The organism is Bradyrhizobium sp. LM2.9, from assembly GCF_054056555.1.
In genome coordinates, this window is record NZ_JBSRYJ010000002.1 from 4,734,293 (window position 1) to 4,746,491 (window position 12,199).

The 12,199-nt window shown below is 65.2% G+C and carries 7 protein-coding genes and 3 pseudogenes; 6 read left to right on the forward strand and 4 right to left on the reverse strand.

Annotated elements, in window-relative coordinates:
* Nucleotide 1 precedes the first annotated feature (1 nt).
* Nucleotides 2–923: pseudogene (locus ACVWW3_RS24710) on the reverse strand (LysR substrate-binding domain-containing protein).
* Between the two features lie 125 nt (nt 924–1,048).
* Between ACVWW3_RS24710 and ACVWW3_RS24715 the strand changes: the two are divergent.
* The 4 genes and pseudogenes from ACVWW3_RS24715 (at nt 1,049) to mdlC (ending at nt 5,955) form a co-directional block, all read left to right on the forward strand.
* On the forward strand, nt 1,049–2,218 hold the full coding sequence (locus tag ACVWW3_RS24715; protein ID WP_456648369.1) for an acyl-CoA dehydrogenase family protein: 1,170 nt from the start codon (nt 1,049–1,051) through the stop codon (nt 2,216–2,218).
* A 9-nt stretch (nt 2,219–2,227) separates the two neighbouring features.
* The gene (locus tag ACVWW3_RS24720) at nt 2,228–3,331 is read left to right on the forward strand and encodes a CaiB/BaiF CoA transferase family protein (protein ID WP_456648368.1); all 1,104 of its coding nucleotides are present in this window, start codon (nt 2,228–2,230) and stop codon (nt 3,329–3,331) included.
* Between the two features lie 15 nt (nt 3,332–3,346).
* Nucleotides 3,347–4,199, forward strand: a pseudogene (locus tag ACVWW3_RS24725) (FAS1-like dehydratase domain-containing protein).
* 133 nt (nt 4,200–4,332) lie between these two features.
* Nucleotides 4,333–5,955 (forward strand): benzoylformate decarboxylase, encoded by a 1,623-nt coding sequence (gene mdlC, locus ACVWW3_RS24730; RefSeq protein WP_456648366.1) that lies wholly within the window; start codon nt 4,333–4,335, stop codon nt 5,953–5,955.
* 172 nt (nt 5,956–6,127) lie between these two features.
* Here mdlC and ACVWW3_RS24735 read toward each other — a convergent pair whose 3' ends face one another.
* Together ACVWW3_RS24735 and trhA are read right to left on the reverse strand one after the other, a co-directional pair.
* The gene (locus ACVWW3_RS24735; RefSeq protein WP_456648365.1) at nt 6,128–6,922 is read right to left on the reverse strand and encodes an SDR family oxidoreductase; all 795 of its coding nucleotides are present in this window, start codon (nt 6,920–6,922) and stop codon (nt 6,128–6,130) included.
* Between the two features lie 55 nt (nt 6,923–6,977).
* Nucleotides 6,978–7,673: a PAQR family membrane homeostasis protein TrhA gene (trhA, locus tag ACVWW3_RS24740; protein WP_247348766.1), complete on the reverse strand. Its 696-nt coding sequence runs from the start codon at nt 7,671–7,673 to the stop codon at nt 6,978–6,980.
* Nucleotides 7,674–7,857: 184 nt separating this feature from the next.
* Here trhA and ACVWW3_RS24745 point away from each other — a divergent pair.
* Both ACVWW3_RS24745 and ACVWW3_RS24750 read left to right on the forward strand, forming a co-directional pair.
* Nucleotides 7,858–9,328: pseudogene (locus tag ACVWW3_RS24745) on the forward strand (YcjX family protein).
* Nucleotides 9,325–10,353, forward strand: a complete 1,029-nt coding sequence (locus tag ACVWW3_RS24750; protein ID WP_456672165.1) for a YcjF family protein — start codon at nt 9,325–9,327, stop codon at nt 10,351–10,353. The pseudogene ACVWW3_RS24745 and the gene ACVWW3_RS24750 overlap by 4 nt, the downstream one beginning before the upstream one ends.
* Nucleotides 10,354–10,383: 30 nt before the next feature.
* Here the strand turns inward: ACVWW3_RS24750 and ACVWW3_RS24755 are convergent, their stop codons facing one another.
* Nucleotides 10,384–11,913, reverse strand: coding sequence for a glycosyltransferase family 39 protein (locus ACVWW3_RS24755; RefSeq protein WP_456649750.1), 1,530 nt, complete (start codon nt 11,911–11,913; stop codon nt 10,384–10,386).
* Nucleotides 11,914–12,199: the final 286 nt, after the last annotated feature.

The window sequence follows — 12,199 nt, forward strand, 5'->3', positions numbered from 1 at the left end:
TCTAGCTCAACTTGATGTCCCACACGCCGTCCTTGCGGCAGGCGGCGACCTCCTCGCGCAGGAGGGCGGTGACGGCGAGCGAGGCCGTCGAAACCGGACGGTCGATCGGAGAGGCGAATATGAGCTCGCGCGTCATCGGCTTCGAGACGACAGCGGTTTCCAGCCGCCCCGTCCGCGACCTCGCCGTGGACCGACGAGGGCGGCAGCAGCGCGAAGCCGAGGCCTTCTTCGACGAGACTCGTGAGCACGCGGAACGAATCCGCCTCGAGCTGGATGTTGAGCTTGATCTTGCGCTGGGCGGCCGCGTGCTCGATCAGCGCGCGGAGGCCGTGGGAATGACTGGGCAGCACCAGGCGTTGCCGCAGCAGCCAGCCGACATCGACGCTCTTCTTGCGCGCGAGACCACAACCGCGCGGCCCGACCGCAACGATGTTGTCGCGGCCGAGGCTTTCGACGTTGAGATGCAGATCGGCGGAGCGGCCGTAGAGGATGGCGAGATCCATCTCGCCGCGATGCAGCCATTCGACCAGATGACCGCTGTAGCTCTCGACGATGCGCAGCGAAATGCCGGGAAACTTTTCGACGCAGCGCCGCGCGAAGCGCGCCGACAGCACGCAGCTCACGGTCGGAACCAGGCCGAGCACGACCTGGCCGGAAGGCGGCCCCTTGGACGACTGGATGTCGTCGCGGATCTGGTCGATCTGCCGCACGATGCCGGAGGTGCGCGCCAGCAACAGGCGGCCGGCGTCCGTGAGCACCATGCCGCGGCCGTTGCGAGTGAACAATTCGATGCGCAGCTCGTGTTCCAGCAGCTTGATCTGCCGGCTGAGCGCCGGCTGCGCCACGCGCAACGTGTCGGACGCCTTGGAGAGGCTGCCGAGCTCCGCCACGCAACTGAAGGTCCTGAGCTGACGGAAATCCATGCTTGCCAATCCTGGAAGGCTACTCCATACGCTATAGCAAATGAGCATAGGGGGCTGGCATTGTTTTCACAACGCCAGAGGATCGGCCGGCGTTATCTTAACTGCCGCACCCAACGGAAAACGCCATGAGTGAAGAACACCACAGCGAAGATCATGCCGACATCCGCGAAGCCGTCGCAAAGCTCTGCGCGCAGTTTCCCGGCGAATACTGGCGCAAGCTCGACCGTGAGATGGCCTACCCCAAGGCGTTCGTCGATGCGCTGACCGAGGCCGGTTATCTCTCGGTGCTGATCCCCGAGGAATATGGCGGCGCAGGGCTCAAGCTTTCTGCGGCCGCCGCAATCCTCGAAGAAATCCAGCGCGCGGGCTGCAACGGCGGCGGCTGTCATGCCCAGATGTACACAATGGGCACCGTGCTTCGGCACGGCAATGACGAGCAGAAGGCAAAATACCTGCCGAAGGTCGCAAGCGGCGAACTGCGGCTGCAGGCGTTCGGCGTCACCGAGCCGACCAGCGGCACCGACACCAGCTCGCTGAAGACTTTTGCGCGCAAGGATGGCAATGCCGGCTACATCGTCAACGGCCAGAAAATCTGGACCAGCCGCGCCGAGCATTCCGACCTGATGCTCCTGCTGGCGCGCACCACGCCGAAGGACCAGGTCAAGAAGCGCACCGACGGCCTTTCCGTGTTCATCGTCGACATGCGCGAAGCCAAGGACAAGGGTCTCGAGATCCGTCCGATCCGCACCATGATGAACCATGCCACCACCGAAGTGTTCTTCACCGACATGAAGGTGCCGGCGGAAAATCTGATCGGCGAGGAAGGCAAGGGCTTTCGCTACATCCTCTCCGGCATGAATGCCGAACGCATTTTGATTGCGGCCGAATGCGTCGGTGACGCCAAATGGTTCATCGCCAAGGCCACCAACTACGCCAAGGAGCGCAGCGTTTTCGGCCGGCCGATCGGCCAGAATCAAGGCGTCCAGTTTCCGATCGCCAAGGCCTACGCCGCGATGCGTGCGGCCGAGCTGATGGTGAAGGAAGCGACGCGCAAATACGAAGCCGAGCTCGACTGCGGCGCTGAAGCCAACATGGCGAAGATGCTGGCGGCCGATGCGTCCTGGGAAGCGGCGAATGCCTGCGTCCAGACCCATGGCGGCTTCGGCTTCGCCGAGGAGTACGACGTCGAGCGCAAGTTCCGCGAGACGCGGCTCTACCAGGTCGCCCCGATCTCGACAAACCTCGTGCTGTCCTTCATCGCCGAGCACGTGCTCGGCATGCCCCGCTCGTATTGAGGCCGCATCATGGGAGCTCTTGACGGGATCAGGGTGATTGCGGTCGAGCAGGCCGTGGCAGCGCCGTTCTGCTCGTCGCGCCTGGCGGACGCCGGCGCGGAAGTCATCAAGATCGAGCGGCCGGAAGGCGATTTCGCCCGCGGCTATGACGCGGCGGCCAAGGGTCAAAGCAGCTACTTTGTGTGGCTCAACCGCGGCAAGCAATCGGCGGTGGTCGATCTCGCCATCAAGGAAGGCTGCGCGGAGCTCGAGAGGCTGATCGCGAGCGCCGACGTGCTGATCCAGAACCTCAAGCCGGGCTCGATGGACAAGCTCGGCTTTTCGCGCGAGCGGCTGCTGAAGGATTATCCAACGCTGATCTCGTGCACGATCACCGGCTATGGCGATGAGGGCCCCTACGCGCACCGCAAGGCCTATGATCTCTTGATCCAGGCCGAGAGCGGACTGGCTTCGATCACGGGCAATCCCGACGGCGCCTCGCGCGTCGGCATGTCGATTGTCGACGTTGCGACTGGTGCCACGGCGCATGCGGCGATTTTGGAAGCGCTGATCGGGCGCGGGCGCACCGGCAAGGGCGCCGACATCCGTATCTCCATGTTCGACGTGATGGCGGACTGGTGCACCGTGCCGCTGCTCAACTCCGAAGCCGGCAATCCACCGAAGCGCATGGGCCTGCGTCATCCCTCGATCGCACCCTACGGCGTGTTCACCTCCAGCGACGGCAAGGACATTCTGATCTCGATCCAGAGCGAGCGCGAGTGGAAGACGCTTTGCGCAAAAGTGCTGGACCAGCCGGATTTGTCCTCCGATCCCCGCGTCGCCAACATGGTCGAGCGCGTGCGCAACCGCGACTTCACCGACCAGACGGTCGCGGATGCCTTCGGCAAGTTGACGCGCGATGAGCTCCTGAAGCGGCTGTCCGATGCCGATATCGCCTTTGCCGAGGTCAACACCATGGCCGACCTCACCAACCATCCGCATCTGCGCCGCATCGAGGTCGACACGCCGCAGGGACGTGTCAGCTATCCCGCGCCGGCGCCGATCATTATCGGCGAGACGCGCGCCTATGGCGCAGTGCCCGGCATCGGCGAAAATCCCCAATCCAGGAAATAACCAGAGCGAGGCGTCATGACCGGGAAGCTCGACATCGATCATCTCAGGCAATGGATCGGCCGCAGCGAAGAAGCGACCGACACCGTCACCGCGCAGCTCGTCAAGGGTTTGCGCGCGACGCTGTTCCAGGAGGTCGGCGCGCCCAAGGCTGGCGATGCGGCGCCGTTCACGGTGCATTGGTGCCTGGCCCAGCCGGTGTTTCCGATGTCGATGCTCGGCCCAGACGGCCACCCCACCCGCGGCGGCTTCCTGCCGCCGGTGCCGCTGCCCCGCCGGATGTGGGCCGGCGGCGAGATCGAATTTTTTCAGCCCCTGCGCGTCGGTGACGAATCGACGCGGGACCTCGCGCATCGCCGATGTGCAGGTAAAGACGGGATCGACCGGCACGCTGTGCTTCGTCTCGGTTGAGCACAGCATCTCCTCGCCGCGGGGAGTCGCCATCCGCGAGCGCCAGGACATCGTCTATCGCGAGATGACGACCACGCAGGCCACGATTACAAAGGCCCCGCCTCCGCCGCCGCAGGCGCAGCATCGCGAGACCTACGTGTCGGATCCCGTGCTGCTGTTTCGTTATTCTGCACTGACCTTCAACGGCCACCGCATCCATTACGACCGCGATTACGTCACTGCGGTCGAGGGCTATCCGGGCCTGATCTTCCACGGACCGTTGCAGGCAACGTTCATCATCGAGATGGCGGCGAAGCTGCGCGGCGGCAAGGCGCCGAAGAAGTTCACCTATCGCGGCGTGCAGCCGCTGTTCGAAGGCAGCGAGTTTTCCATCAACGCCAACGAGACCGAGGCCGGCATGGAGCTGTGGACCGCGAACGCGGAGGGACAGCCGACCATGAAGGGCACGGCGGTGTGGTAATCCTCGTCATTGCGAGCGCAGCGAAGCAATCCAGAATCTTTCCGCGGAGATAGTCTGGATTGCTTCGTCGCAAGGGCTCCTCGCAATGACGGTGGGGCTGGGAGCGTCGATAAATAACAGGGGACGGAAACCAATGTCCAAGAGCGGCAAGACCGGCAACAAATCCGTCACCGTCAAGCAGGCCACGCTCGACCTGCTGCGATCCTTTGGCATTAAGAAAGTCTTCGGCAATCCCGGCTCGACCGAGCTGCCGTTCCTGAGCGACTGGCCCGATGACATCGATTACGTGCTGGCGCTGCAAGAAGCGAGCGCCGTCGGCATGGCCGACGGTTACGCGCAGGCAACACGCAATGCCGGCTTCGTCAATCTTCATTCGGCGGCCGGCGTCGGCAACGCGCTCGGCAACATCTATACCGCGCATCGCAACCAGACGCCGCTGGTGATCACCGCGGGCCAGCAGGCGCGCTCGATCGTTCCCTTGCAGGCGTTCCTGTTTGCGGAGCGCGCGTCCGAATTTCCGCGGCCTTACGTAAAGTACAGCGTCGAGCCGGCGCGGCCCGAGGACGTGCCGGCGGCGATCGCGCGCGCTTATTACACCGCGATGCAGCCGCCATGCGGGCCGACCTTCGTGTCGATCCCGGTCGACGACTGGGCCCATGCGGCAGCTCCCGTCGAAGCGCGCAAGGTCAGCCGCGAGATCGGCCCTGAGCCTGATGCAATGAAGGCGCTGGTCGCAGCACTGGCCTCGGCCAAGCACCCCGCCCTCGTCGTCGGCCCCGGCGTCGACCGCGCCGGCGCCGTCGACCTGATGGTGCGCGTCGCCGAGAAGGCCAAGGCCAGCGTGTGGGTCAGCCCGTTCTCGGCGCGCTGCTCGTTCCCCGAGCGGCATCCGCAGTTCGCAGGTTTCCTGCATGCGTCGCCGGCGCAACTTTCCGACGCGCTGCGCGAGCACGATCTCGTCGTCGTCATCGGCGCGCCGGTTTTCACCTTCCACGTCGAAGGCCACGCCGCGATCTTCGACGGCGGCGCGACGATTTTCCAGATCACCGACGACCCGGATGCCGCGGCGGTGACGCCGGTCGGCACCAGCATCATCGCGACGATGAAGCCGGCGCTCGCAATGCTGCTCGACCTGTTGCCGGAGAGCAAACGCGCCGCGCCGACGGGCCGCACGCTGCCGCCGGCGCCACAGGCTGCCGATCCGCTGCCGGTCGAATTTCTGCTGCATTCGTTGTCGCAGGCGATGCCGGAAGGCGCGTCACTGGTCGAGGAAGCGCCCTCGCACCGGCCGGCGATGCAAAAATTCATGCCGATGCGCGGCCAGGACAGCTTTTACACGATGGCAAGCGGCGGCCTCGGCCACTCCCTGCCCGCCGCTGTCGGCATGGCGCTCGGCAAGCCGAACAGCCGCACGGTGTGCCTGATCGGCGACGGCTCGGCGATGTACTCGATCCAGGCGCTGTGGACCGCCGCGCAACGCAAGCTGCCGCTCACGATCGTCGTCATCAACAATTCCGGCTACGGCGCGATGCGTTCGTTCAGCCAGGTGATGCAGGTGAGGAACGTACCGGGACTCGAGCTGCCGGGGATCGATTTCGTGCGGCTCGCCGAAGGCATGGGTTGCCATGCAGTGCGGGTGAGCAAGGCGGCGGAGCTTGGCGAGGCGCTGAAGCGCGGGCTGGCGTTCGCGGGGACGAGCCTTGTGGAGGTGGTCGTGGATTCGGCGGTGCCGGTGCTGTACGGGCAGAAGCATTAGCAGCGCGCTGCGATTTCATGTCGTCGTCCTGGCGAAAGCCAGGACCCATTACCCCAAGAGGTAGCTTGGCGAAGGCTTTTCATTTGGTATTGCGACCGCGCGCTCCAGTTAGATCACGCGGTATGGGTCCTGGCCTTCGCCAGGACGACACTGAAGTTGTCGTGCGCGCTCCCTACGTCCCGAACTCGTCCCGCATCTTCGCCTGGATCTTGGCCATACCGCCGATCCAGCGGTCGTAATTCTCGGTCTTCTTGCGCATGTAGCCGAGCACCTGCGGGTGCGGCAGGATCAAAAAGGTCTCCTGATCGAGGCCGGCGAGCACGTCCTTCGCGACCTGCTCCGGCGTGAGATCGCCGTCGCCGGATTGCGGGCCCTTGGGGATCGCGCGCAGCATGTTGGTGTCGACGCCCTGCGGGCAGAGGATCGAGACGCGGATGTTGTGGGCCTTGTGCGAGATCGCGAGGTTTTCGGCAAAGCCGACCGCCGCATGCTTGGTGGTGGAGTAAGCGGGACTGCCGACCTGCGACAGCAGGCCTGCGGCCGAGATCGTGTTGAGGAAATAGCCGCCGCCGCGCGCTTTCATGCGGGGGATCAGATGCCGCGCCGCATAGACATGCGCCATGACGTGGATAGCCCAGCTTCGCTGCCACGGCTCGTCGGACGCGCCGCCGGCATTTTCCGACATCGGATCGAAACCGCCGCCGATCCCGGCATTGGAGCAGAACAATTCGATCGGGCCGAACTGCCGCTCGGTCTCCTCGATGACGTGGGAAATATCCTTTTCCTGCGCGACGTCGCATTTGAAGGCCGCGCCATCCATTGTGGCTGCGACCGCCCTCGCGTTGGCGGCGTCCATGTCGGCGACGACGACCTTGGCCGCACCAGCCTTGTGAAACGCCTCGCACAGCGCCTTGCCGATGCCGTTGGCGCCGCCCGTGACGACCACGACCTTGCCGGTCACCTGCATGCGACGTCTCCTCTTGTCTTATACCGCTTCGCTTATTCCGCTTCGCGGATCTTGCTCAGCTCAACACGAGGTCGAGCACCGCGGTATAATGGCACGCCGCCCCGGCCAAGACAAAGCCGTGCCAGATCGCATTCTGGAAGCGCAGCCGCCGCCATGTATGGAAGATCACGCCAAAACTGTAGAGCAGGCCGCCCGCCAGGATGAAGCTCAGCACCAGCGCAGGCAGCGCCTTGACCACGGAATCGTAGAGCATCACGCCGCTCCAGCCCATGGCGAGGTAGATGCCGACCGCGACGCGGTCGAACCGGCCGGGGTAGAGAAGTTTCAGCACGATGCCGAGCATCGCCACGCACCAGACGCCGGCGAGCAGCACCAGCGCGAACCCGCTGTCCTTCACCTCCAGGATGAACGGCGTGTAGGTCGCGGCGATCAGGAGATAGATCGCGGAATGGTCGAACCGCCGCAGCAGCCATTTTGCCGGCGAGACCGGCCAGAGATTATAGGACGCCGAAAACACCAGCATCGAGAGCAGGCCGGCGACGTAGATCGAGACACCCACGATGTCGGTCGCGTCGGCATAGAGCACCGTCAGCACCACCAGCACGGTCGCGGCGATGATGCCGCAGAGCACGCCGATCGCGTGGACGACGCCATCGGCAATCAGTTCGGCGCGATCAAAATTCCGGCCGATCGCGTCGGCGGCGGCATGGACGGAGGTGGATGCGAGCTGTTTCAACTGGAAGACGGTCATGGCAATCCGCAAGGCGAGACAATACGCTCTTGTATGGGTGTTTCGGGATCGGCGCGTCGTTCAAACGGGTGATTTGCCGACAAAGGCGGTGAAAGTATGAAGCTTGATTTTCCTCAGGCAGTTGCCACTTTTGTGACTGGTCCTTTTTGCGTATTCGCCCTCGCCCGGGATTCCCGACGTTCATATGGCATTTAGTTTCCAGGATATGGTCGAGGAGGCGCGCCTGTCGGCTCGGGCGCTGATCGACTACGGCGAGCATTTCTTCAATCCGACGGTACGATTGGGGGTTACCGGCCTGTCCCGGGCCGGCAAGACGGTGTTCATCACCGCGCTGATCCACGGCCTCACCCGTGGCGGCCGGTTTCCGGTGTTCGAGGCCTATTCATCGGGCCGGATCGCGCGGGCGCATCTGGCGCCGCAGCCGGACGACGCGGTGCCGCGCTTTGCCTATGAGAGCCATTTGCGCGCGCTGATCGAGGAGCGGCGCTGGCCGAAGCTCGACGGTCGACATCAGCGAGCTCAGGCTCGTGATCGACTACCAGCGCCAGAACGGCGCGGATCGCACGCTGACGCTCGACATCGTGGATTATCCCGGCGAATGGTTGCTCGACCTGCCGCTGCTCCACAAGAGTTTTGAGCAATGGTCGGCCGAAAGCCTGGCGCTGTCGCGCGAGGTGCCGCGCGCGCATCTGGCCGCGGATTGGCACGCGCATCTCGCAACGCTCAAGCCCGACGCGTGCGAGGACGAGCAGGCGACGCTGACGGCCGCAAAGCTCTTCAGGGGCTATCTGCAAGGTTGCCGCGACGAGCGGTTTGCGATGAGCCTGCTGCCACCCGGCCGCTTCCTGATGCCGGGCAACCTCGCCGACACACCGGCGCTGACCTTTGCGCCGCTCGACGTGCCCGCGGGTGGGCAGGCGCCGGAGGGGTCGCTGTGGGCGATGATGGTGCGCCGCTATGAGGCCTACAAGGACGTCGTGGTGCGGCCGTTCTTCAGGGATCATTTTGCCCGGCTCGATCGCCAGATCGTGCTGGCCGATGCGCTCGCGGCATTCAACTCCGGCCCCGAAGCGCTGCACGATCTCGAAGCCGCACTCGCCGGCATTCTCGACTGCTTTCGCATCGGCCGCAGCACGTTCCTCTCCGGCCTGTTCAGGCCGCGCATCGACCGCATCCTGTTCGCGGCGACCAAGGCCGACCATCTGCATCATTCCAGCCACGACCGGCTTGAGGCGGTGCTGCGCCGCGCCGTCTCGGGTGCCGTTGCGCGCGCGGAAAATACCGGCGCGGAGATCGACGTCGTCGCGCTCGCCGCCGTCCGCGCCACGCGCGAGGCGCAGGTCGCGCATGGCCGTGATAAATTGCCGTCGATTTTGGGGACACCGGCCGCGGGCGAAAGCACCGGCGGCGAGTTCTTCGACGGCAACACCGAGGTCGCGACCTTTCCGGGCGACCTGCCGCTCGACCCCGAGCCGCTGTTCAACGGCATCGATGCGTTCCGCGGGCTCTCGACCGAGGCCGCCGCGAAGAGCGATTTCCGCTTCCTGCGCTTCCGCCCGCCAAAGCTCGAGCGCGAGGGTTCCGACGCGCCGGTGCTGCCTCACATCCGCCTCGACCGTGCCTTGCAGTTCCTGATCGGAGACAAGCTGTCATGAACGACCGATCGAAGCCACGGCGGCCGGCGACGTTCCGGCTCGACGATCCCGGCGTCGTCGTCACCGAAGGCGACGAGACGGCGCGCCTCGGCCGCACCACCATCCAGATCACGCCGGAGCCCGATCCGGCGAACTTGCCGGTGCCGATCGCGCCGGCGCTTCCGGCGCGACGCGGCTTTCCCTGGGGCGCATTGTTCTGGTCGGGCGTCGCCGGGTTGACGCTGCTCGGCATCGGGCTCGGCGTGGTGCATCTGATCGAGGATTTGTTTGCGCGCAGCGAGAGCCTCGGCTTTGTCGGACTGGCTCTTGCGTTTGTCACTGCGCTTGCGCTCGCGGTGGTGATCGGACGCGAGGCGTTCGGACTGGCGCGCCTCGCAACGATCGAGAAGCTGCATCAGCGTGCAGCCGCCGTGCTCGCCAGCGACGACCGCAAGGAGAGCCGCATCATCGTGCAGGATCTGCTCAAGATCGCGCATCAGAACCCGCGGCTCGCGCGCGCCCGCGCCGCGCTGGAGAGCCATGCCGGCGAGATCATCGACGGCGCCGACATGATCCGGCTCGCCGAGCGCGAATTGATGTCGCCGCTGGACATCGAGGCACGGCGGCTGGTGTCGTCGGCTGCGCAAAAAGTCTCGATCGTCACAGCGGTCTCGCCCCGCGCGCTGATCGATGTGCTGTTCGTGTTCGTGGCGTCGCTGCGCCTGATCCGCCAACTTGCCCGGCTCTATGGCGGCCGCCCCGGCGCGCTCGGCATGATCCGCCTGCTCCGCCACGTCATCGCTCATCTCGCCATCACCGGCGGCATGGCCGCTAGCGACAGCCTGGTGCAGCAGATGCTCGGCCACGGAATTGCGGCGAAGCTGTCGCAGCGGCTGGGCGAAGGCGTGCTGAATGGATTGCTGACGGCGCGGCTGGGCCTCGCTGCGATCGACGTCACACGGCCGCTGCCGTTCGCGGCACTGCCGCCGCCGAAGTTGTCGGATCTCGCGACGGATCTGTTGCGGAAGAGGGACGACGAGGAGTAGCGCTTTGCTTGCGCGCGCTCGCTTCGCTCGTCAGGCTAACACGCGCTTCTCGAACTCGCCCGCCAGCACGCGCCACTGGAATAGCGGCGAGTCCTTCGGCGGCGACAGCTCCGGGGTCCAGCCAGTCAGCTTCTCTACCACATAATTGTCCATCACGAGGCCGCGCCAGCGTCGTTCGACCTGACCGAGTTGCTCGCGCTTGGCCGGGATCGAATCCCATAGCGATGAGCGATTGTCCGGCTCTCGCCCGACATAAATGCCCGCGTGTTCTCTGATCCGGTCCATGCCGGGATCGCGGAAATCCTGGAAGCGGCCGCGCTCGTTGATCTCGATCACGGGCACGCGGCCCCTGAACAGCCAGCGCATCATGGCGTAGGTGCGGTAGTCCGTGGTTGCGATCCAGGTTGCGCCGGTCTCATCCAGCGCGGCCTGCGCGCGCGCTGCGACCTGCTCGTAACCGGACTCGGCACCGATCGGATCGATCTTGCCGAGCAAATTCCAGGGCGCGGCGACGTAATAGAGGAACACGACCACGACGAAAGCGATGCCCGACACCACCGCCGTGTTGACCCAGAACAGCGACGATCTGAGCATCCGCGCCGACCATTTTTCACGCGTCATCATGGTGAGGTTGACAGCGGCAGCGGCGAAGCCGACCGGCCACATGAACATCGGCCAGGTGTCGCCGACCCGAAGCGTCAGCGATTTCGCCAGGAAATACAAAAACGGCACCAAGACCGCGGTCGACAGCAAAATCGCGACCGGCTCGCGCGTGCGATAGCCGCGCCATGCCGTCAGCACCAGCCCCGTCATCACCACCGGCAGCATGACGAAACCGACCAGCCCGAATTGCAGGCCGATGTAATCGCCGACCGTGCGGAGCGAGATGCCGTAGCTGGTGGTGGCGCGCACGCCCTGAAAGCGGATCGCGGCCCAGTCGTGCTGCACGTTCCAGATCAGGACCGGAGAGAACACGGCGATTGCGATCAGGACCGCGAGGTACGGATAGGGGCTGCGCAGCCAGCGCCAGCGCCAATCCGGCACCAGCAGAAAGGCCGCAACCGCCGGCGCGAACATGATCACGGTGAATTTCGACAGCATCGCCAACCCGGCGAACAGGCCGGCCGCAAGCCACCAGCGGCCGTCGCCGCCCTGCGCAAGCCGCACCAGGGACCATATCATCGCCACCGCAAACGGGATCATGGCGACATCGGGCGCGACCTTGGCCATCAGCAGGCCGTAGTAGAGCGCGGCCTCCGGCATCAGCACCGCGAGCACGACGGCGCGCACATCATGGGTGAGGCGGCGGACGATATCGGCGAGCAGGAGCTGCATCACCAGCATCGCGACGATGCCGCCGAAGCGCACACCGAGCGTGGTGTCGCCGAAGATGGCGGTGCCGAACCGGATCAGCCAGGCGATGCCCGGGGGGTGATCGAGGAAGCTGAGGGCTGTCTCCTGCGACCAGGTCCAGTAATAGGCCTCATCCGTGCGCAGCTCGATTGCGGAGGCGTAGACGATGCGCAGCAGCGTCATCGCGGCAATGATCGCAGCGGCCATGACGAGCGGCCGGCGCGCGGCGCCATTGGGGAGCACGGTGATATCGAAAGCTGTCGTCACGGCCGCGCTTTTCGCCAACCCGGGACGGGGAGTCAATGCGGGGGTACCGTGCACCTGGTGTCGGGCCGGACAAGCGAGCGACGATCCCAGCCCCGACGAGGAGACCGTAGAGTGGGCAAGGCGAAGCGTGCCCACCATAAGTGCCGATTGGTGGGCACGGCGCCAAGGCGCCTCGGCCCAACCTACGATTTCGTAAACCGTGCCGCGTATGTGATCCCGCAAGCTG